The following is a 20,960-nucleotide window of genomic DNA, read 5'->3' as shown; positions in this document are numbered from 1 at the left end:
TCGTATCCATAGACACCACTGTCGCGCCTGACGCTCCTTACCGTCAGTGGCAGGACTGCCGGGAACCCTCGAATTACTGCCAGAGTCGAGGCACACTGGCAGCATGCTGAAAAACGTGGTCGCCATCCTGCTCGACGGTGTGCACCCCTTCGAACTCGGCGTCGCCTGCGAGGTGTTCGGCCTCGACCGGAGTGACGAGGGGCTGCCGGTGTACGACTTCGCGGTCGCCTCGGCGGAAGGGCCCACCCTCGGCACGCATGTCTCCGGGTTCACCGTGTCCACCCCGCACGGCCTCGACCGGCTGGAGGGGGCCGACCTGGTCATCGTGCCGGCCGGGAACACCTACGCCGTGCGCGGCTATCCGCCGGAGCTGCTCGACGCGCTGCGCTCGGCCGCCGACCGGGGCGCGAGGGTGCTCAGCGTCTGCTCCGGCGTCTTCGCGCTCGGCGCGGCCGGGCTTCTGGACGGCCGGCGCTGCGCCGTGCACTGGCAGCACGCGGACGAGCTCGCCCGGCAGTACCCGCGGGCGATCGTCGAGCCCGACGTGCTGTACGTGGACGAGGACCCGATCATCACGTCGGCCGGCACCGCCGCCGGGATCGACGCCTGTCTCCACCTCGTGCGCCGGGAACAGGGCCCGGAGGTCGCCAACGCCATCGCGCGGCGCATGGTGGTGCCTCCGCACCGCGACGGCGGGCAGGCCCAGTACATCGAGCGCCCGCTGCCGGCCGCCCCGTGCGACACGGTCGGTGAGGTGCTCGTCTGGATGGAGCGCCACCTCGACGAGGAGGTGACCGTCGAGCAGCTCGCGGCCCGCGCCCTGATGTCCCCGCGCACCTTCGCCCGGCGTTTCCAGCAGGAGACGGGGACCACTCCGTACCGCTGGATCCTGCGCCAACGGGTGCTGCTGGCCCAGCAGTTGCTGGAGGGGACGGACGAGACGATGGACGCGATCGCGGGCCGTACCGGGTTCGGGAACGCGGCCGCGCTGCGCCATCAGTTCGTCCGGGCGCTGGACACGACCCCGCAGGCGTACCGGCGCACGTTCAGAGGCCCGCAGGCCGCCTGAACGTGCGCCCTGCGCTCAGCGGGGTACGGCCTTCAGCAGGAGCCGGTGCGGGCGCAGCGTGATGCCGACCCGCGTCGCGTCGTTCGACCCGGGCACCTGCTCGAAGCGCCACCGCGACGCCACCGTCGCCGTGATGAGGCTCAGCTGGGCCATCGAGAAGTGGTCACTCGGGCACTTCCGGTTGCCCACGCTGAAGGGGCTCATCGCGTACTTCGGCACCTCCTTCGAACGCTCCGGCAGCCAGCGGTCCGGATCGAACCGCGCATGCTGCTCGTACGACCGCGGGTCGCGCTGTACCGCGTACGGGCTGTACACGATGTCGGCCCCGGCCGGAATGCGATAGCCACCGAGTTCCGTTTCGCTGACCGCCCGCCGCGTCAATATCCATACGGCGGGGCGCAGCCGCATCGCCTCGACGACGACATTGTTCGTGTGGGTCAGCTGCCTGACGTCACCGAATGCCACCGGCCGGTCACCCGCGACGGATTCGACCTCGGCGCGGACCCTGTCCGCGTGTTCCGGATGCTCGGCGAGGACCTGGAGGATCCACATGATCGTGGACGCGACAGTTTCGCTGCCGGGCGTGAGTATCGCGACCACCTGGTCGTGGATCTCCTGCTCCCCTATGGGCTCGCCATTCTCGTTCTTCGCTTCCAGCAATGCTGTCAGCAAATCGTCCGGCTTTTGACCAGATGCGCGCCGCTCGGCGATGATCTCGTCGACCAGGAGATGCAAATCGGCCAATGCCCGGTTGAATTTGCGGTTGGCCGGGAGCGGCAGCCGATAGAGCGGTCCGGCCGGGACGACCATGCGCCGGTACATACCGCGGAAGACGGTGGCGAGCGCGACGCACAGGCGCTCCGCCCGTTCGTCCATGAAGTCTCCGCGCAGCAGGCAGCGGGCGGCGATGCGCACGGCGACGCGGAACGACTCCGCCGTGCAGTCGACCGTCGCCCCCGACTCCCAGCGGTCGGCGAGCGCGCGTGCTTCCTCCTCCATGATCGGCCCGTACTCGGGGATGACGTCGAGCCGGAACGCGGGCTGGATGGTGCGCCGCTGGCGCCGGTGCGTCGGCCCGTTGGCGGTCGCCACTCCCTCCTTGCCGAGCAGGCCTTCGAGGGATTCCCAGAGGGGCCCGTCGATCTTGAAGTCGGGGCTCAGCGCGAGCGCCCCGGTGAGGGCGGGCGCGGTGACGGCGTACACCGTCTTCGGGCCGAGCCTGAGCCGTACGACGTCGCCGTGGTCGCGCAGCTGGGCCATGAAGGCCAGCGGATCGCGGACCAGCTTCCAGCCGTGGCCGAGGAGCGGGACACCGCCGCCCGCGAGGGGCGGCTCACGCAGCTCCGGAACCGTGGGGGCTTCGGGCTTCACGGACTCGACGGTCATTTCTCACCTGCCGCTTCGTTGTTGACGTACGGGGGCGTGGACCGGTCGTCCCAGTTGTCGACCATGTACCGGCCGGACTCGTGGTGGAACCAGTACACGGAACTGAACCAGTTCCGCATGTTGCCGAGGCACGCTTTCACGGCGATGCTGAGTTCCTTTCCCGCGACAGTGCCGTCCGCGAGGGTGTCGGCGAACCGTAATGCTTCCTTTTCTGCAGCCAGGAATTCGGTGATGCATTCCTCGACCCGGCGCCTTACTTCCGCAATCGCCTCTTCCAGGGTCAGCCCCTCGTGCTGAATGAGACTGATTCCGAGATTGTGGACTTCGTCTCCCGCTATTTCCTTGGGAAGCGAACAGAGATCGTTGTACCAGGCGGCGAATTCCTGACTCAGGAGTGACGCCCGGTGATATGCCGGGTGTTTCCGCACCGCGAGCGGCATTTCACACCCCGCGCTCGGCTCCAGGAGGTCGGTCCAGATCCAGTGCGCAAAGGTGAGACGCCGGAGGTCGAGGTATTCCGCGACGGTGGGGACGGTGCCGGACGAACGGTTCTGGAATTCCCGGTCGTACGCGTCGATCACCGCATGGAAGTGTTCGGCGAACCGGACGTTCCACTTCTTGCTGAGGAACGAGTACAGCCGCACCATGCTGTCGGCGAACCCCGCGACCAGCGGATCCCGGTGGTGCAGGTGGTCCCGGGGGGAGTCGAGCGCATCGTGCAGCTGGAACCTGAGCCTCCGCCAGGCGGCCGGCCGGGCATGGACGACGTCGCGGTCATGGCGGTCGTCCCAGACGAAGAACCACGCGCTGTAGTCCGCTATAGCCTGCATGACCTCGTCGGAGGCGCCTATGTAGTAGCCCGCCATGAGGTCCGTGTAGCACAGTCCATCGGCATATTCCTCGACCTTGTCGGCCGGCATGAGCCGCTTTTCGAGGAGCCAGGTCCTGGTCTTCTCCTGGAGCCTGGGCCAATAGGGGTGCAGTTGCCGGGGAAACGCAGCTTCGATCACCGGGAGAGAGAGCGCCGGTGGAACCGCGACCGCAGTCGGTGTCGATGAAGTGCCGTGTGGGAAAGCATGCACGAACAAACCCCTCTCAGCCGCCAGTTGGCGCTACACCCCTCCCGCCGTGCCGGGCGTGCGCCGTTGCGTATCCCCGCCCTTCCCATTCAGCACCACAACTGACCGTTCTGGGAACGGATTTGCACCGTTCACTACCCCACCGTGCCGAGAATCTCCCCTTGTGTGACTGAATATGGATCGCTGAACGAGCACATGGGATCGAACGTGCGACGCACATGCGAACGGCGCCTGGTCGGGGGCTTCCCGGCCAGACGCCGTACGTCCGGGCTCACAAACGATCGTGAGCCTCAACTGCATATATGCGTCTCAGTCGTTCGCCACGACGGGGTAGCGAGGCTCGTTGTCGGCCATCTGCCGCAGCGCGTCCTTGCGCTCGCGCTTGGAGAGCCGGTCGATGTACAGGTAGCCGTACAGGTGATCGGTCTCGTGCTGGAGGCAGCGCGCGAAGTATCCGGTGCCGCGCACCTTGATCGGGTTGCCCTTCTCGTCCTGCCCGGTGACCTCGGCGTAGTCGGGGCGGGCCAGCGGCGCGTACGCCGTCGGCACGGAGAGGCAGCCCTCGTTGCTCTCGTCCAAGTGGCGCTGGTCGGCGGGCAGTTCACGCAGGACGGGGTTGCAGACCACGCCGGTGTGCCGCTTGCCCTCGTCGTCCGGGCAGTCGTACACGAAGACCTTGAGGTCGACACCGACCTGGTTGGCGGCCAGGCCCACGCCCTCGGCGGTGTGCTGGCTCGCGAACATGTCGTCGATCAGCGCCGCCAGCTCGTCGCCGAACTCGGTGACGTCCTTGCACTCCTTGTGCAGCACCGGGTTGCCGACGACCGTGATGGGCCGCGAGGTGCCGCGCCCGCGGTAGGCCGCCTCGCGCTCCTCGCACTCCTCGAAGTCGATGACGAAACCCTCGTCGTCCACGGGGAGCACGCCCGTGTGCTGCTGATCGGTGTCCTGCTGCGCCATGACCGACGTACGCCTTCCTGATGCCTGGGAGAGAGGTGCTCATACAGAGTACGGGGGCCCGCGCTCCCAGGGGCGCGGGCCGGCACAGCCGACGACAGCGGCCGTGGTCCTCAGCAGACCTCTTCCAGGTCCCGCCAGTCCCGCGAATCGGGGCTGTCGGCCACCCATCCGTCAAGAAGCCCGCGCACCAGCCCGGCGGGCGCCGCCAGTCCGCACTCGCGCTCGGGCACCCACAGCTGCCCGTCGGTGCGGTGGCCGAGCGGCCCCGGGTGACCCGGCTCGCTGTGGTCGTGCGGGTCCAGGTGCTCGCCGTCGCCCTCGTCGGACGGCATCCGGGACTCGGAGCACATCCGGCACAGCAGCCGTACGGACGACGACCAGTCCTCGGCGGCGAAGCCGGCGTCGGCCGCGAGCTGCTCCAGCGCGTCCCGGTCGTCCTCGGTGGCCGCCTCCAGGAGAACCACCCAGGTCGGCACGGGCGAGGGCGCCCACAGCTCGATCTCGTCGAAGACGGGGTACGCGTGCCCGGCGGCCGTCGTCCGCTCGCCGTGCGGGACCCCGTCGTGCAGGACGACCTCGCCCCAGCGCCGCCCCGAGGACGGCAGCGGGATGGAGAGCACCTCGATCCGCGCGGGGTCGAGGCGACGCCCCCACACGACCTCGGCCTCCCCCTCGGGGGACAGCCGCACGGCCGCACTGCCGAGGTCCATGCCCACCGGCTCCCCGGAGACGGCGGCGCCGCCCGGCACCCGCAGCCCGTACGCCTGCCAGGCCCGCCGCGCCAGCGGCCAGTCCTGCAGGGCCGTGGCCGCGATGCCCACGTTCCACCAGTCAGGTGCGCCCGTCTCGCGGTCGAGCAGCGCGACGGCCCTGAGGCCCGCCGCCCGGGCCTGCTCCCAGTCGTGCCGGAACTTGTGCAGCAGCGCGAGATTGAACCAGGACTCGGACAGCCAGGGCTCCAGGTCCGCGGCACGCGTCAGCAGCGCTCCCGCGTCCTCGTACCGGCCGTCGCCGATGAGCGTGAACGCCCGGTCGGTCGCCTGCCGCCATGAGGCGGAGGGCCGGTGCCGTCCCTTGCCGAAGATCCTCACGATTCCCGCCTGCCAGTTTCCGTTCTTTGGGCTGGCTTGTGCCCCCGGACACCCTCTCTCTCGCATCCAACCACGGACGGTCGGAGGAGCGCTCATTACCCATGGGTTACCCAGCCCGGGGCAGAGTCAGACCGCCCGGCTGTCCCCCGCCACCACCCTCAGCCGCGGCGCAGGGGCGTCGCCCCTCCGCTGCGCAGCAGCACCCTGGCCAGCGACTCCACGACCTCGGGCTGATAGTCGCGGGCCGTGCCGAGCCTGAGCTTCTCCAGGGCGGTCAGCGGGCCTCCCGGCCCTGCTTCCCTGGCCATCTCCTCGTATGCGTTCACCGCTCGGACGATCCTGGCACTGACCGGCTGCTCCCGATAGGGGTCGGCCTGCCGTTCCACCACCACCGCGACCTCGGTGTCCACCCCGGTCTGGCGTACGACGGCCCCGCCGAGCAGGGCGATGCGCCGCTGTTCCTCGGCGGGCAGCACCGCGGTGGCCCCGGCGGGCACCGGGTCGAGCAGCGAGAGCTGTCCGATGTCGTGCATCAGGGCCGCGTACTCCAGCACGGTCAGGCCCGGCTCGGACAGGCCCAGCTCACGGCCGACCGCCCGGCAGAGCGCGGCCACCCGCCGTGCGTGCCCGGGGGGCGTGTACCCGGCGATCTCGGTGGCCCGCGCCAGCGAGGCGATCGTCTGCCGGTAGGTGGTCCGCACCTCCGCGTACCGCCGGAAGGAGAGCTGGGTGAGCAGCAGGGGCAGCGAGAAGACGGGCAGCGCCCAGAGCCCGACGACGGCGACCGCGAGCGCCATCACGGTCCCGGTCGCGCACACGGCGGACCCGATGCCGAGCATGGCCCGCAGTTCGTCGCGCAGCAGCGGGCCGAAGGGCCAGCGGGTACGGGAGCGCGCCATGACGGCGGCCAGCACGGCGTCGCACAGTGCGGTGAGCACCAGCAGGGCGACGAGCAGCAGCGCGTACGCCGGGCCGTCCCACTCGTGCAACCTGCCCTGGTTGTAGAGCGGTTGGAAGCAGACGGCGGCGAATCCGACGGTCAGCAGTCGCCGGGCCACCTGGTCGAACGTCGGCCCCTGGCCGCGTGCGATGTGCGGCACACAGCCGACGAGGGTGGCCGCGACGACCACGGCGACGACCTGGAGCACCCCGTGGTGCGTGGGATTGCCGGCGTCCTCCCCGAGCAGCGCGTACGCGAGGGCGCCGGCGGTGCCCAGGGGCGCGGACTCCCGCTCCGCGCCGTTGGACCGGGAGAGTTCCCCGAGGGCGATGAGCAGCCCGAAGGCGAGCGCGGTGCCTCTTTCGTCGACCCCGTGCCAGAGGGTCCCGGCGAGCGAGACGACGGCGAGGAGGGTGGCGCAGCCGTGGACGAGGGTGAGCGCGGGGCGAGCGGGTTTCACGGTGCCCTCCGGCTCGCGGCACCGCTGCCCTCTGCGGACCTCCCGGCGCCGCTGCCCTCGACGGCCCGCCCGGCGACGGCCTGCGCGGGCGTCCGGGCACGGCCGGCGACGGGCGGCACGTTTCCGCACGGATCGTCGGCGGTGACGGCGGGGTGCCAGCCGTGCCGGGTGAGCGCCCGGACCAGCGCCTCCACCATCAGCGGGTCGAACTGGGAGCCGGCACACCGCTCCAGCTCCTGCAGCGCGGCCCCGACGGCCCGCGCCCGCCGATAGGAGCGGGTGGACGTCATCGCGTCGAAGGCGTCGGCCACGGCGACCACGCGCGCGAACTCCGGAATCTGGCGCCCCATCAGTCCGTAGGGGTATCCGCTGCCGTCGAGCCGCTCGTGATGGTGCAGGATCGCCGACCGCGCCTCGCCCAGGAACCCGATCCCGCGCACCATCTCGTGCCCGTACTCGGGATGCAGCTCGATGACCCGCCGCTCCTGAGGCGTCAGCGGCCCGTCCTTGCGCAACAACCGGGTGGGCACGCCGAGTTTGCCGACGTCGTGCAGGATCCCGGCGAACCGCAGCACCTCGACCCGCTCGTCGGCCATGCCCAGTTCCCGGGCGATCATCATGGACGCCTGCCCGACCCGCTCGCTGTGGCCGCGTGTGTACTCGTCCTTGATGTCGACGGCCTGGACAAGCGCCCGGATGGTGGCCTGGTGGGCGGCGCGCTCCCGGTGGTAGTGGGCGAACACCCAGCACGACACGTACATCGGCAGCAGCACCAGCAGCGCGGCGACGGGACCGAAGGGACTGCGCAGCAGCACCGCCATCATCAGCCCGGCCAGTCCGTGTACGGCGACGGGTGCGAGGGAGCGCAGGAACAGCCCGCGCCACGCGCCGCGTACGGGCACCCGGTCGGCCAGCACCAGGATGCCGCCGTCCAGGACGGTCAGCACGAGGCAGAACACCAGCACGGCGGCCCCGGCGGGCACCAGGGCGTACGGGAACCGCGGTTCGACGACCGCGTCCCGGCCGCCCAGCGACCAGTGCGCCTGGGAGGCCGCCCAGAGCGCCACGGCGAGCTGGGCCGCCCGCCAGACCCGGCGCAGCCCGCGCGGCCGCTGCTCCACCGGGGCGAGCAGCGCCCCCGGCAGCGGCACGAGGGCGGCGGCCGGGGGCGGCAGCAGGAAGGCCCCGGCGAGCAGCACGGGGAAGAAGGTGCCCATGGCGATGGGGGCGGGGCGGCCGTCGGGACGGTAGCGGGGGATCTGCTCGCAGCCCGCGTAGAGCGCGGCGAGCAGCACGACGACCCACCACGGCGTACGGATGGCAGGCAGCGGAACGAGACAGGCCAGGGCCCCGAGAACGACGCAGGCCACGTACACACGGGCCCAGGCCGGAATCGACCCCATCCGCCGCCCCCTCCCATGTCAGGCTCCGGAGCCTAGGGCGGCGGAAGTGACACGGGGGTGGCAATGGCCGAATCCGCGGGCCCTGGGCCCGCGGATTAGCACGTTCGGGTGACGGGGACGACGACTACGCCGTCGGTGGCAACCGGAGGTTCAGGACTCCTGCGCCGTCGCGGTGATGTCGTGCTCCGGCACGGTCTGGCCTGAGCGGATCATGTCGATGCGGCCCATGACCTTCGCGCGCAGGTCGGTCGGCACGTCGTCCTGACCGCAGCACCGCTTGACCAGCTTCTTCACGGCCTGTTCGAGCCCGTACTTCTCCAGACACGGAGAGCATTCCTCGAAGTGGACCTCGAACTTGGTGCAGTCCGAGTCCGGCATCTCGTGGTCCAGGAACTCGTAGAGATGATCGAGTACTTCACTGCAGTCCGTCTCGTGCGGCTCTCCGCAGCTCATGAGCCCGAACCTTTCGCTTCGTTCGACTCTCCGGCGCCGGCCGGGACCAGTCCGCGGTCACGCGCGTAGTCCTCGAGCATGCCGCGCAGTTGGCGACGGCCCCGGTGCAGCCGGGACATCACCGTACCGATGGGTGTCCCCATGATGTCCGCGATCTCCTTGTACGCAAAGCCCTCTACGTCCGCGAGATAGACGGCGATGCGGAATTCCTCGGGGATCGCCTGCAGAGCTTCCTTGACGTCCGAGTCCGGCAGGTGGTCGAGCGCCTGCGACTCGGCGGAGCGCAGACCGGTCGACATGTGCGACTCGGCGCGCGCCAGCTGCCAGTCCTCGATCTCCTCGGCCGCACTGCGCTGGGGCTCACGCTGCTTCTTGCGGTACGAGTTGATGAAGGTGTTCGTGAGGATGCGGTAGAGCCATGCCTTGAGGTTGGTGCCCTCGCGGAACTGGTGGAAGGACGCGTACGCCTTCGCGTACGTCTCCTGCACCAGGTCCTCGGCGTCGGCCGGGTTGCGCGTCATGCGCAGAGCGGCCGAGTACATCTGGTCGAGGAATTCGAGAGCGTCCCGCTCGAAGCGCAGGGTGCGCTCGGCGGACGACTCCGAGTTCGTCTCCGCGCTCGTGCCCTGGCCCTCGGGCTGCTCCGCCTGGCCGTGTTCGGTCCCTGCGTCGGTCCCAGTGACCGGACCCACCTCCTCCAGCGACGTCGCGAGACCGAAACCGGTCCCACTCGAATCGGAGGATAGACGAACATCCGGTCCGCCCGCCGCCCGAATAGGGGTGGTCTTCGCCGCATGAAGCACCGTCCACTCCAGGTCAGCGCTGCTGCTGCGGCTCGGGCAGATGGTCGAACCCATGCGGCGGACTTCCTCTCGTACGGACGGCCAGCACTCCCCGTGCTGTCTGTTCGGCACAACAGTCGTTCCGCCGGGGACATTCCCGGGCGTCACGCGAGTGACGCGATCCACTTCAGCACTTCGGCCGCGATGACCCGCAGAGCCTCGTCCTGGTCGACCGGCGCTTTCTTCGGCACGGCGAAGCCGTGATCGCCGTACGGCACTTCGACCAACTCGTAGGAGCCCTGCGGGAACTCCTCGGGCTTCCCGAAGGGGTCGTTGCCGCCCTGCACGACGAGGGTGGGCACGCCCGCGCCGAGGAGTTCCGCGGCGCGTGACTTCTCGGGCCTGCCGGGCGGGTGGAGGGGGAAGCTGAGCGCGAGGACGGCGGCCGCGCCCAGTTCGGTCGCCGTCCGGCACGCGACACGGGCGCCGGCGCTGCGCCCACCCGCGATCACGGGCAGCCCGGGCTTCTCGACCGCCGGCCACACCCCGCGCCACCCGGTGTCCAGCGTCTTCGGCGCCGGCGCCAGCTTCTTGCCTGCCACCCGCCAGGGCTGCTCGACGAGGGCCACGCTCACGCCGTGGGCGGGCAGGACGGCCGCGAGGGCCCGCAGGTCGCGGGCCTCGATGCCGCCGCCGGCACCGTGGCTCACGGCCAGGACGAGCCGCGCCTGCCTGGCGCGATGCCAGGTGACGCGGGCCCTGCCGGCGTCGGTCTCGATGATCTCTGTCACATCGGATGTCGCATCAGTCACATCAGAAGAGTGTGCCCTCTTCGGGCCCCTCCAGTTCCTTCAGCAGCTCCGGGCCGTTGTTGCGGACGTTGCTGACCGCCGTGGAGACCGGGTACGCGCGCATCAGGCCGGGCGGCGGCGGGGCGAGCAGCTCGCGCAGGCCGTCGGCGTCGGTGCGGGACGGGTCGAGCCAGGCGTCCCAGCGATCCGGGGTGAGCATCAGCGGCATCCGGGGGTGGATGTCGGCGAGGGCATGGGGGCCGTCGGCCGGTGCCACCGCGAGGGGTGAGGTCTCGGCCTCCGTGGTGATCACCGAGCACGTCACCCACCAGCTCAGCGGATGGTCGTCGGGCAGCGTCCTGTCGCGCCAGAACTCGTACAGCCCGGCCATCGCGAACACCGACCCGTCGGCGGGCAGGACGAAGTAGGGCTGCTTGCGCGGGCGCTTCTTCTTCCCCTCGACCTCCAGATCGCGCTCGGCGGTCCCGGTCACCCACTCGTAATAGCCGTCGGCGGGGATGATGCAGCGCCGGGAGGAGAACGCGCGGCGGTACGACGGCTTCTCGTGCACGGTCTCCGCGCGCGCGTTGATCATCCGGGCGGCGCCCTCGGGCGTCTTGGACCAGGACGGAACGAGCCCCCACTTGAGCCTGCGCAGCTGGCGAACCGGGTGCGGGCTGTCCGCGTCTTTCACCGGACGGTCCAGCACGGCGTAGACCTCCTTGGTCGGAGCCACGTTGTAGTCCGGCTCCAAGGTCTCCTCGGGTTCCCACTTCTCGATCTCAAAGATTCCTGCGAGATCCTCGGGCCTACGACTCGATGCATACCGTCCGCACATACGTGCCACACTGCCAGATTCCGCGTCACTCGAGGGAGCTCTTGCCACCCATGGACAGCACCGCATCCGCCTCTCTCGCCGCCCTCTGGGACGAGGTCTTCGGCAGTCAGCCGGACCCCGACCTGTGGGTGGTGATCGCCACGATGGTCGCCGCGCTGGCCGTGATCGTCCCGCACACCCTGTGGCGCCTCTCCCGCAACGCCATCACCATCGCGCACGAGGGCGGGCACGGGCTGGTGGCGCTGGTCACCGGCCGCACGCTCACCGGCATACGACTGCACTCGGACACCAGCGGCCTCACGGTCAGCCGCGGCAAGCCGCACGGCCTGGGCATGGTGCTCACCGCGGCCGCCGGCTACACCGCTCCCCCGCTGCTGGGCCTCGGCGGCGCCGCACTGCTCGCCGCGGGTCACATCACGGCGCTGCTGTGGCTGGCCACGGTGCTGCTCGTCGCGATGCTGGTGATGATCCGCAACGCGTACGGGGCGCTCACCGTGGTCCTCACCGGCGGCACGTTCCTGCTGGTGTCGTGGCTGGCCGGGCCGCAGGTGCAGGCGGCGTTCGCGTACGCGGTGGTGTGGTTCCTGCTGCTCGGCGGGGTCCGCCCGGCCTTCGAGCTCCAGGCCAAGCGCAGCCGGGGCGGGGCGGGCGACTCGGACGCGGACCAGTTGTCGCGGCTGACGCACGTGCCGGCCGGGCTGTGGCTGTTCCTGTTCCACGTGGTGTCGCTGAGCGCGCTGATAGGCGGGGGCCGGTGGCTGCTGGAGGTGTGAGCGCGCACGCGTGCGCCTCGCTCCGCCTGTGCGTCTCGTGCGTCCAGGTGTGAGCCTGTCGTCGTGCATATATGCACGGCACATACCCGCGGCCACGTGCTGTGCGCGCCACCTCACTGTTTCGGTGGGATTTCGCCTCTTTTGATCAAGATCTCCGGTCATCGCCAGCCACTAAAGTGGAGCGCATGACCGCGAACCCCGCACACACCGCTCTCTGGCCCGCCCCGCATGCGAGCGGAGCCGTCGACGCGACGGTCCACGTACCGGGGTCCAAGTCGGTCACCAACCGGGCGCTGGTCCTCGCCTCCCTCGCCTCCGAGCCCGGCTGGCTGCGCCGTCCGCTGCGCTCGCGCGACACGCTGCTGATGGCGGGTGCGCTGCGCGCGATGGGCGTGGGCATCGAGGAGACGGTGTCCTCCAGTTCCACCGTCGTCGGCGGCTCCGACATCTCCGGCGAGGCCTGGCGTGTCATCCCCTCGGGTCTGCACGGCCCTGCCACGGTTGACGTGGGCAACGCGGGCACGGTGATGCGCTTCCTGCCCCCGGTCGCCGCGCTGGCCGACGGTCCCATCCGCTTCGACGGCGACCCGAGGTCGTACGAGCGCCCTCTGACCGGTGTCATCGACGCGCTGCGCGTCCTCGGCGCCCGCATCGACGACGACGGGCGCGGCGCGCTGCCGCTGACCGTGCACGGCGGGGGCGCGCTGGACGGCGGTCCGGTGGAGATCGACGCGTCGTCCTCCAGCCAGTTCGTGTCGGCGCTCCTGCTCTCGGGCCCGCGTTTCAACCAGGGCGTGGAGGTCCGCCACATCGGCTCCTCCCTGCCCTCCCTTCCGCACATCCGGATGACCGTGGACATGCTGCGTACGGTCGGCGCCCAGGTGGACACCCCGGAGGCGGGCGGCGAGCCGAACGTCTGGCGGGTCACGCCGGGTGCGCTGCTCGGCCGAGACCTGACCGTCGAGCCGGACCTGTCCAACGCGCAGCCGTTCCTCGCCGCCGCGCTGGTGACCGGCGGCAAGATCTCCGTCCCGGACTGGCCGGCGCGCACCACCCAGCCGGGCGACCGGCTGCGGGAGATCTTCACCGAGATGGGCGGCTCCTGCGAACTGACCGAGTACGGACTGGAGTTCACCGGTTCAGGTGCGATCCACGGCATCGACGTGGACCTGAGCGAGGTCGGCGAGCTGACCCCCGGCATCGCGGCGGTCGCGGCCCTCGCGGACTCCCCCTCCACGCTGCGCGGAGTCGCGCACCTGCGCCTGCACGAGACGGACCGGCTGGCCGCGCTCACCAAGGAGATCAACGAACTCGGCGGTGACGTCACGGAGACGGCGGACGGCCTCCACATCCGCCCGCGACGGCTGCACGGCGGCGTCTTCCACACCTACGACGACCACCGCATGGCCACCGCCGGCGCGATCATCGGGCTGGCGGTGGAGGGGGTGCGGATCGAGAACGTGGCGACGACGGCGAAGACCCTGCCGGACTTCACCGACCTGTGGGCCGGAATGCTCGGGAACTGACGGGCGGACCTGGATCATGCGCCGCTACGGCAAGCACACCGACGAGGACGACATCCGCCAGCGCCCCAACCGCAAGGGCAACCGGCCTCGCACGAACATCCGGCCCAAGCACGAGGACGCGGTGGAGGGCATGGTCCTCACCGTGGACCGCGGCCGGCTGACCTGTCTGGTCGACGGCCATGTCGTGATGGCCATGAAGGCCCGCGAGCTGGGCCGCAAGGCCGCCATCGTCGGCGACCGGGTGGCCATCGTGGGCGACCTGTCCGGCCAGAAGGACACCCTGGCCCGGATCATCCGTATCGAGCCGCGCACCTCGGTGCTGCGCCGTACGGCCGACGACGACGATCCCTTCGAGCGCGTGGTCGTCGCCAACGCCGACCAGCTGGCGATCGTCACGGCCCTCGCCGACCCCGAGCCCCGCCCCCGGCTGATCGACCGCTGCCTGGTCGCGGCGTTCGACGGCGGCCTGGAACCGATCCTGGTGATGACCAAGTCGGACCTCGCCTCACCCGACAAGCTCCTGGAGCTCTACGGCGCGCTGGACATCCCGTACGTCGTGACGAGCCGTGAGGAACTGGAGAACGGCGACGCCGCGGAACGGGTGCGCGAGCAACTCGACGGCAAGATCACCGCGTTCGTCGGCCACTCCGGCGTGGGCAAGACGACACTGGTCAACGCGCTGGTGCCGAAGGACAGGCGGCGTTCGACCGGCCATGTGAACGCCGTGACGGGTCGCGGCCGGCACACCACGACCTCGGCGCTCGCCCTGCCGCTCGCGAGCGAGGGGGGCTGGGTCATCGACACCCCGGGCGTACGGTCGTTCGGCCTGCACCACGTCGATCCGTCCCGGGTCATCCATGCCTTCCCCGATCTCGAACCGGGCACCGAGGGCTGTCCGCGCGCGTGCAGCCACGACGAGCCGGAGTGCGCGCTGGACCAGTGGGTGACGGACGGCCATGCCGATCCGGCCCGTCTGTACTCGCTGCGCAGGCTGCTGGCGACGCGCGAGCGGCGCGAGGGCGACTGACCTCCGCGTTGTTTGCAGCCGTGCCGTGCCGGTAAAGGCATACTCGCACCAGGCCGGACGTGAGGCGGATGCGAGCCGGACGCACCAGCAGTCGACGAAGCAGTCATCGCGGACGCGGGAGGACAGACATGGCGTGGCTGCTCGTCGTCGTGGCCGGACTGCTGGAAACAGGCTTCGCCGTCTGTCTGAAGCTCTCGCACGGCTTCAGCAGACTCTGGCCGACCGTCGCCTTCTGCATCTTCGCGCTCGGCAGCTTCGGTCTGCTGACGCTCTCCCTGAAGAAGCTGGACGTGGGTCCCGCCTACGCGGTGTGGACCGGCATCGGCGCGGCGGGCACCGCGATCTACGGCATGATCTTCCTCGACGACCTGGTGTCCGTCCTCAAGATCGTCTCCATCAGCCTCGTGATCATCGGCGTGATCGGCCTGCAGATTTCCGGCTCCGCCCACTGACGCCTCTTCAATTCCCGGCCTCCGCAACGCAATCCGAGCCCGTGAAGGCCGGACGTCTCAGGGAGTGACCCCCAGGGCCCGGTGCGACGGTGCCAGCGCGGCCTTCACCAGATCGACGATCCCGCCCTCACCCGGCGGCGCGGCGACACAGGACACCGCGAGCCGTACGACGAGTTCGCACGACCGCGTCAGTTCCGCCGCGTCCGACCTCGTGGTGCCCGATCCCGACAGCGTGGCCGCCGCCCGGTCCCGCACCAGCGCCACGAAGTCGGCAGGCGACGGCAGCGGCCCGTCGGCCCGCCGCTGCGCGGGCACCGCGGACGACGACGGCACCGCCGACAGCGTCGGTGAGGGCAGGCGCTCGCTCCAACACCCGGTCAGCATCGCGCGCACCAGCGCGTTGCCGCGGGCCGCGGACGTGATCCACTCCGCGGTCGCGGCCAGCCGCTCCCGTGCGTCCCCGTGAACGGCCAGCGCACGGTCGACCCCGACCAGATACCCGTCCGCCTCCCGACGGACCAGGGCTCGCGCCAAACCCTCCTTGCTGCCGAACTCGTTGTACAACGTCTGGCGGGACACTCCGGCCACGGCGGCGACGTCGACCATCCGCACCGCGGACCACGGCCGACGTGCGAGCGCCGTATAGGCGGCGTCCAAGAGGGATTCCCGCGCTGCAGGCATCATCGCCTCCCTGGGGCGAGCGGCTCTGCAGCTCAGATTTGACGCGCACACGAGCACTGTCAAGGGTTCGCGGCAGTACCGAGGGGCGTACACCGCCTGCCGTACGCCACCCACCCGCGCACGGCAGGCCCCGGAACACCCCTCGCGGGCACCCACGACGGACGCTCGGGCCGGAGGTCCCCGGGGCCCGGCCCCTGTGGCCCTGCCACGGAACGGCCAGATACGGTTCGCTCATGCCCGACTATCTCGATGACCTGCGCCTGGCCCACGTCCTCGCGGACGCCGCCGACGCCGCGACGATGGACCGGTTCAAGGCGCTCGACCTCAAGGTCGAGACCAAGCCGGACATGACGCCGGTGAGCGAGGCGGACAAGGCGGCGGAGGAAATCATCCGAGGCCACCTCCAGCGCGCCCGCCCCCGCGACGCGATCCTCGGCGAGGAGTACGGCATCGAGGGCACCGGCCCCCGCCGCTGGGTCATCGACCCGATCGACGGCACGAAGAACTACGTCCGCGGGGTGCCCGTCTGGGCCACGCTGATCTCCCTGATGGAGGTGGCCGAGGGCGGCTACCAGCCGGTCGTGGGCGTGGTCTCCGCCCCCGCGCTCGGCCGTCGCTGGTGGGCGGCGAAGGGCCACGGCGCCTACACCGGGCGCAGCCTCTCCTCCGCGTCCCGCCTCAAGGTCTCCGGCGTCTCGAACATGTCCGACGCCTCCTTCGCGTACTCCTCACTCACCGGCTGGGAGGACCAGGGCCGCCTGGACGGCTTCCTCGACCTCACCAAGGCCGTCTGGCGCACCCGCGGCTACGGCGACTTCTGGCCGTACATGATGGTCGCCGAGGGCTCGGTGGACATCTGCGCCGAACCCGAGCTGTCGCTCTGGGACATGGCGGCGAACGCGATCGTCGTGACGGAGGCGGGCGGCTCCTTCACCGGGCTCGACGGCCGGCCCGGCCCGCACAGCGGCAACGCGGCCGCGTCGAACGGCATCCTCCACGACGAACTCCTGGGGTACCTGAACCAGCGGTACTGACCTGGGGCCCCTGTGTGCCCCCGGGGCGCCCCGAACTTGCCACGCACGCCCTCTTGTTGACCCTCCCTTTAACTGCGACTCTGAGAGTCCCCCCACTTGTGAACTTGTGAATCGCTTCTCTTGGCGCTTCACCCAGGAGGTGGCTCCAGCCCATGCTCGTCCGCGACGCCATGAGCACGGTGGTCCTGACCATCGGCCCGGCACACACCCTCCGCCAGGCGGCCCGCCTGATGTCCGCACGCCGCGTCGGCGCGGCTGTCGTCCTCGACGAGGATTCCATCGGGCTCGGCATCCTCACCGAGCGCGACATCCTCAACTCCCTGGCCCTGAGCCAGAACCCGGACACGGAGACCGCAGGCACCCACACCACGACCGACGTCGTCTTCGCCGCGCCGTCCTGGACCTTGGAGGAGGCCGCCACGGCCATGTCGCACGGCGGCTTCCGGCACCTGATCGTGCTCGACGGAACCGGACCGGTCGGGATCGTCTCGGTCCGCGACATCATCCGCTGCTGGGCGCCCACCCGTCAGCCCACCCCGGCCTGAGCGTGGAGGCGGGCGGATCCCGGAGAGGTTCCGCCCGCTCCCTCCGGAAGCGACCGCTCACTTCTGTACTTCGTCTAAGTCCAGTAGAGATCTAAAATCACACTCGTTCGGAAACTGTTCTTCCTGGCTGTTAAGCTGGCCTGCATGAGTGACCTGTTGGAACGACTGCGCGGACGTGGCTGGCGAATGACCGCGCAGCGGCGTGTCGTGGCCGAGGTCCTCGACGGCGACCACGTCCACCTGACGGCCGACGAGGTCCACACGCGCGCTGTCGCGAAGCTGCCGGAGATCTCCCGGGCGACCGTCTACAACACCCTGGGCGAGCTGGTCTCGCTCGGCGAGGTGCTGGAAGTCGCCACGGACAAGCGCGCCAAGCGGTACGACCCGAACGCGCACCGGCCGCACCACCACCTGGTCTGCGCCCAGTGCGGCACGATCCGGGACGTCCACCCGGGCGGCAACCCGCTCGCCGACCTCCCCGACTCGGAGCGCTTCGGCTTCAAGGTCTCGGACGTCGAGGTGACGTACCGGGGCATCTGCCCGAACTGCGCGGCGGCCTGACCCAAGCACCCTCGGAGCCCCGGCATCCTCCTGGACGCCGGGGCCTCTGGACATCGAGACCCTTGGACACACCGAAGACCCGGAACCATTGGTTCCGGGCCTTCGGCCTTCAGTAGCGGGGACAGGATTTGAACCTGCGACCTCTGGGTTATGAGCCCAGCGAGCTACCGAGCTGCTCCACCCCGCGTCGGTAAACACGACAGTACGTCATGCCCCGCGACCAGTGCAAATCCCTTCCCGGCCGCCCGGCGTACGGCGTCCGCCCCCGTTTGGCCGGGCCTCGTCCGGGCACTGGGAGACACCATGAGCGACGACGGCACGGCGGACGAGGCCTACCAGCCCACGGGCACCGACGAGGTGCGGGAGGACGCCACCCCGCTGGATCTCCAGAACGCGGTGGACGAGCGTACGTACGACGACATGCTCGACGAGGGCTACTCCCCGCCGGAGCGCCCGCTGGGCGTCACCAGGACCGGCACCACCGCGGCGGAGCAGCAGGAGGGCGAGCCGCTCGACGAACGCCTGCGCCAGGAGGTCCCCGACACGGGCGCGGAGCAGCCGGCGGGCGACGACATCGGCGACCTGCCCGGCGGGGAGGGCGAGCCGCTGGACCCCGAGGCCGGCCGGGAGCGTGCGGGCCGCCTGGTGGCACCCGACGAAGGCACCCACCCGGACACCACCAAGGAGTCCGTCGCCACCGACGTCGGCATCGACGGCGGCGCGGCAGGCGCCGAGGAGGCAGCGGTCCACATCACCGAGGACGACGAACTCCCGCCGACACCCGACCCGGACGCCTGAGCTCACCCGTCGACGGACTCCTTGGTCGTGTGCGGCTTCGTCACAAGGGTGCTCGGCGTGGGTGGGTGACAGGGGTGGGCCCGCGTCCGCGCGGGCACCACCCCTAAGCCGTCAGCTCCTGCCGCAGCGCATCCCGCAGCCGAGCCGCCCGCTCGGAGACCTCCGCGGGCCCCAGGGCGACCGCGCGGTCGGCCCACCGCTGGCCTTCCGCCAGCTCGCCACGACGCGCGTAGACCAGCGCGAGCCGGAGCGCCGCCCGGCCGTGCCCCGCGTCGGCGGCCCGCTCCCACCACAGCGCGGCCTCGGGCTCGCTTCCCTCCCGCGCCAGCAGCAGCCCGAGATTGAACGCCCCGTTGCGGGACCCGGCCTCCGCGGCCTCGCGGTACCACCGGGCCGCCTCCACGACGTCGCCGCGCGCGGCGGCCAGCATCCCGACCCGTACCTGTGCGCGCCGGTGCCCCTGGGACGCCGCCCGCTCGTACCACTCCTCGCACTCGCTCTTCTCGTGCGCGGGCTCGCCCAGTTCGTGCGCGGGCGCGGGCGCCCGGCGTGCGTCGAGCACGGCCGCGAGCCGGTACGCCGCCTCCGCGCTGCCGCCGCCCGCCGCGCTCCGCAGATGCCGCTCGGCGGCCCGCTCGTCGCCCTCCCGCAGCCGCCCGATGGCAACCTGCAGCGCCGCCTCGGTGTGCCCGGCCGCCGCGGCCCGCTCGTACCACCGCAGCGCGGCCGCGTCGTCGTGCTCGGTGCCGCGCCCGGCGTGCAGGATTCCGAGGTTGAACGCGGCGTCGACGCTGCCGGCCTCCGCGGCCTTGGAGAACCACGGTTCGGCGCCGGCCGAGTCGCCGACCTGGAGCAGCAGGATGGCGAGCGCGTTCGCCGCCTCCCGATGTCCCGCGTACGCGGCGCGCCGGTACCACTGTTCGGCCTGCGGGGTGCGCCCCTGCTCGGCGCAGAGCAGCCCGAGGTTGTAGGCGCCGTTGACGTCGCCCGCGTCCATGGCGGCCCGGTACCACCGCTCGGCGGTCTGGGTCTCGCCGCGCTCGGCGTGCAGCGCGCCGAGCGCGTTGGCGGCGTTCCCGTCGCCGTCCTGGGCGGCCCGCAGCCACCACACGGCGGCGCTCTCGGTGTCGCCCGCGTCACGCAGCAGGAACCCGAGCGCGCAGGCGGCCCGCGCCTCGCCGTCCTTGGCGGACGTCAGGTACCAGCGCCCGGCCTCCTTGAGCTCGCCCCGCTTCTCCAGGATCGCCCCGAGGTGCAGTGCGCCCCGCCGGTGGCCGCGCGCGGCGGCCTGCCGGTACCACTGCTCGGCTTCCTCCGCGGTCGCGACACCGTTGTCAGAGCCGTCCTCGCCCTCGCGTACGGCCCTGCGATCAAGGGCGCGCGCCAGCCGGTAGGCGGCCTCGCGGTGCCCGTGCTCGGCGGCGGCGCGCATCCACTGCTCGGCGCCGACGTCGGCGCGGTGCTCCAGCAGGTCCGCGAGCGCGTACGCCCCGAGGGCGTGTCCCTGTTCGGCGGACTGGCGCAGCCAGTACTCGGCGGCGGGCTCGTCACCGTGCTCGCGGTGGTAGCGGCCGAGCGCGTGCGCGGCGGCGGCGGACCCGGCGACGGCGGCGATCCGCCACCATCCGGCGGCCTCGTCGCCGTAGCCGCGCTGATGCAGGAGGACACCCAGGTTGTTGGCGGCCGCACGGTCACCGGCGGCGGTGGCAGCGCGCAGCTGAGGCTCGGCTCCGTCGAGATCACCGCGGCGCAGGAGCATGGCTCCGAGGACGCTCATCGCCTCGACGTCGCCGGCTTCCGCGGCGAGCCGCCTGCGTGCTTCTTCCACGGCTTCGCCGGTTTCGTCCCGGTCGGAAGGCTGCACAAAACGCCCTGTCTCCAACAGAGTTGCCTTGTCCCCCATAACGTCCATCGTCGCACCACCTGCAACCCGGGTACACCTGGTATACCGCAGTCAGTGAGGTCACTTCAGCGTTTTGTCGACATGCCCACAGAGAGACAAGTCAAACACGATTTCCTCAACTCCCCCCGCACGGAGCAGTCTTCACACCGCACCATTCCCCCACCTCGCACACGCCCCCGTACCTCGGCAGATGCGATCCATGCTTGTGATCTTGGTCCGAGATCACAGCCCGGGATCGACCCCAGTGATCAACATCCGTGTTCCACACATGACGAAGGCCCGGATCCTGATCAGGATCCGGGCCTTCGCTTTCAGTAGCGGGGACAGGATTTGAACCTGCGACCTCTGGGTTATGAGCCCAGCGAGCTACCGAGCTGCTCCACCCCGCGCCGTTGTGTCCCAACCGTA

At 70.9% G+C, this 20,960-nt stretch carries 21 protein-coding genes and 2 tRNA genes; 9 read left to right on the top strand and 14 right to left on the bottom strand.

From position 1 onward, the window contains the following. The first annotated feature begins 103 nt into the window (after positions 1 to 103). Complete coding sequence (locus ACN6LB_RS28010) at positions 104 to 1,069, top strand: GlxA family transcriptional regulator (RefSeq protein WP_445028303.1); 966 nt, start codon at positions 104 to 106, stop codon at positions 1,067 to 1,069. 15 nt (positions 1,070 to 1,084) lie between these two features. Here ACN6LB_RS28010 and ACN6LB_RS28005 read toward each other — a convergent pair whose 3' ends face one another. From ACN6LB_RS28005 to ACN6LB_RS27960, 10 genes are all read right to left on the bottom strand, one after another. Further along, entirely contained in the window at positions 1,085 to 2,455 is a 1,371-nt protein-coding gene (locus ACN6LB_RS28005; protein ID WP_445028302.1) for a bifunctional albaflavenone monooxygenase/terpene synthase, read from the bottom strand. Then, positions 2,452 to 3,537: an epi-isozizaene synthase gene (cyc1, locus tag ACN6LB_RS28000; protein WP_356143188.1), complete on the bottom strand. Its 1,086-nt coding sequence runs from the start codon at positions 3,535 to 3,537 to the stop codon at positions 2,452 to 2,454. Before cyc1 ends, ACN6LB_RS28005 begins: the two co-directional genes overlap by 4 nt. 306 nt (positions 3,538 to 3,843) lie before the next feature. Next, positions 3,844 to 4,494 (bottom strand): peptide deformylase, encoded by a 651-nt coding sequence (gene def, locus ACN6LB_RS27995; RefSeq protein ID WP_356143186.1) that lies wholly within the window; start codon positions 4,492 to 4,494, stop codon positions 3,844 to 3,846. A gap of 110 nt (positions 4,495 to 4,604) precedes the next feature. Continuing rightward, the gene (locus ACN6LB_RS27990) at positions 4,605 to 5,585 is read right to left on the bottom strand and encodes a tetratricopeptide repeat protein (RefSeq protein WP_356143184.1); all 981 of its coding nucleotides are present in this window, start codon (positions 5,583 to 5,585) and stop codon (positions 4,605 to 4,607) included. Between the two features lie 158 nt (positions 5,586 to 5,743). After that, on the bottom strand, positions 5,744 to 6,985 hold the full coding sequence (locus ACN6LB_RS27985) for an HD-GYP domain-containing protein (protein WP_445028301.1): 1,242 nt from the start codon (positions 6,983 to 6,985) through the stop codon (positions 5,744 to 5,746). Continuing rightward, entirely contained in the window at positions 6,982 to 8,388 is a 1,407-nt protein-coding gene (locus tag ACN6LB_RS27980) for an HD-GYP domain-containing protein (RefSeq protein WP_445028300.1), read from the bottom strand. The genes ACN6LB_RS27985 and ACN6LB_RS27980 overlap by 4 nt, the downstream gene beginning before the upstream one ends. A 150-nt stretch (positions 8,389 to 8,538) precedes the next feature. Then, positions 8,539 to 8,841 carry a mycothiol system anti-sigma-R factor gene (gene rsrA, locus ACN6LB_RS27975; RefSeq protein ID WP_356143178.1) on the bottom strand — a complete coding sequence of 101 codons (303 nt, stop codon included), beginning with the start codon at positions 8,839 to 8,841 and terminating at the stop codon, positions 8,539 to 8,541. Next, complete coding sequence (sigR, locus tag ACN6LB_RS27970; protein ID WP_356143176.1) at positions 8,838 to 9,533, bottom strand: RNA polymerase sigma factor SigR; 696 nt, start codon at positions 9,531 to 9,533, stop codon at positions 8,838 to 8,840. Before sigR ends, rsrA begins: the two co-directional genes overlap by 4 nt. Positions 9,534 to 9,787: 254 nt before the next feature. Continuing rightward, positions 9,788 to 10,435 carry an alpha/beta hydrolase family protein gene (locus ACN6LB_RS27965; RefSeq protein WP_356143174.1) on the bottom strand — a complete coding sequence of 216 codons (648 nt, stop codon included), beginning with the start codon at positions 10,433 to 10,435 and terminating at the stop codon, positions 9,788 to 9,790. A gap of 1 nt (position 10,436) precedes the next feature. Beyond that, positions 10,437 to 11,252 (bottom strand): SOS response-associated peptidase, encoded by an 816-nt coding sequence (locus ACN6LB_RS27960; RefSeq protein WP_356143172.1) that lies wholly within the window; start codon positions 11,250 to 11,252, stop codon positions 10,437 to 10,439. A gap of 50 nt (positions 11,253 to 11,302) precedes the next feature. On the opposite strand from ACN6LB_RS27960, the gene ACN6LB_RS27955 reads away from it, so the two are divergent. From ACN6LB_RS27955 to ACN6LB_RS27940, 4 genes are all read left to right on the top strand, one after another. Then, the gene (locus ACN6LB_RS27955; RefSeq protein WP_356143170.1) at positions 11,303 to 12,025 is read left to right on the top strand and encodes a M50 family metallopeptidase; all 723 of its coding nucleotides are present in this window, start codon (positions 11,303 to 11,305) and stop codon (positions 12,023 to 12,025) included. Between the two features lie 185 nt (positions 12,026 to 12,210). Next, positions 12,211 to 13,551, top strand: coding sequence for a 3-phosphoshikimate 1-carboxyvinyltransferase (aroA, locus tag ACN6LB_RS27950; RefSeq protein ID WP_445028299.1), 1,341 nt, complete (start codon positions 12,211 to 12,213; stop codon positions 13,549 to 13,551). A gap of 16 nt (positions 13,552 to 13,567) precedes the next feature. Continuing rightward, entirely contained in the window at positions 13,568 to 14,578 is a 1,011-nt protein-coding gene (gene rsgA, locus ACN6LB_RS27945) for a ribosome small subunit-dependent GTPase A (protein WP_445028298.1), read from the top strand. Between the two features lie 128 nt (positions 14,579 to 14,706). Beyond that, on the top strand, positions 14,707 to 15,030 hold the full coding sequence (locus ACN6LB_RS27940) for a DMT family transporter (RefSeq protein ID WP_356143164.1): 324 nt from the start codon (positions 14,707 to 14,709) through the stop codon (positions 15,028 to 15,030). A 57-nt stretch (positions 15,031 to 15,087) separates the two neighbouring features. Here the strand turns inward: ACN6LB_RS27940 and ACN6LB_RS27935 are convergent, their stop codons facing one another. Beyond that, complete coding sequence (locus tag ACN6LB_RS27935; RefSeq protein WP_356143162.1) at positions 15,088 to 15,714, bottom strand: TetR/AcrR family transcriptional regulator; 627 nt, start codon at positions 15,712 to 15,714, stop codon at positions 15,088 to 15,090. A gap of 230 nt (positions 15,715 to 15,944) precedes the next feature. Between ACN6LB_RS27935 and hisN the strand changes: the two genes are divergently transcribed. The 3 genes from hisN (at position 15,945) to ACN6LB_RS27920 (ending at position 17,851) form a co-directional block, all read left to right on the top strand. Further along, the gene (hisN, locus tag ACN6LB_RS27930) at positions 15,945 to 16,745 is read left to right on the top strand and encodes a histidinol-phosphatase (RefSeq protein ID WP_445028297.1); all 801 of its coding nucleotides are present in this window, start codon (positions 15,945 to 15,947) and stop codon (positions 16,743 to 16,745) included. Between the two features lie 152 nt (positions 16,746 to 16,897). Next, the gene (locus tag ACN6LB_RS27925) at positions 16,898 to 17,290 is read left to right on the top strand and encodes a CBS domain-containing protein (RefSeq protein ID WP_356143158.1); all 393 of its coding nucleotides are present in this window, start codon (positions 16,898 to 16,900) and stop codon (positions 17,288 to 17,290) included. Between the two features lie 144 nt (positions 17,291 to 17,434). Continuing rightward, on the top strand, positions 17,435 to 17,851 hold the full coding sequence (locus ACN6LB_RS27920; protein ID WP_445028296.1) for a Fur family transcriptional regulator: 417 nt from the start codon (positions 17,435 to 17,437) through the stop codon (positions 17,849 to 17,851). 113 nt (positions 17,852 to 17,964) lie between these two features. Here ACN6LB_RS27920 and ACN6LB_RS27915 read toward each other — a convergent pair. Continuing rightward, a tRNA-Met gene (locus tag ACN6LB_RS27915) sits at positions 17,965 to 18,038 on the bottom strand. A 116-nt stretch (positions 18,039 to 18,154) separates the two neighbouring features. On the opposite strand from ACN6LB_RS27915, the gene ACN6LB_RS27910 reads away from it, so the two are divergent. After that, positions 18,155 to 18,649 carry a DUF5709 domain-containing protein gene (locus ACN6LB_RS27910; RefSeq protein ID WP_445028295.1) on the top strand — a complete coding sequence of 165 codons (495 nt, stop codon included), beginning with the start codon at positions 18,155 to 18,157 and terminating at the stop codon, positions 18,647 to 18,649. A gap of 103 nt (positions 18,650 to 18,752) precedes the next feature. Here ACN6LB_RS27910 and ACN6LB_RS27905 read toward each other — a convergent pair whose 3' ends face one another. Continuing rightward, on the bottom strand, positions 18,753 to 20,561 hold the full coding sequence (locus tag ACN6LB_RS27905) for a sel1 repeat family protein (RefSeq protein WP_445028294.1): 1,809 nt from the start codon (positions 20,559 to 20,561) through the stop codon (positions 18,753 to 18,755). 306 nt (positions 20,562 to 20,867) lie between these two features. Beyond that, positions 20,868 to 20,941 (bottom strand) — tRNA-Met (locus tag ACN6LB_RS27900). Positions 20,942 to 20,960: the final 19 nt, after the last annotated feature.

It is taken from the genome of Streptomyces sp. SAS_270 (assembly GCF_052543295.1).
The sequence above is the reverse complement of the archived record's forward strand: the minus strand, read 5'-3'. Positions and strand labels throughout refer to the sequence as shown.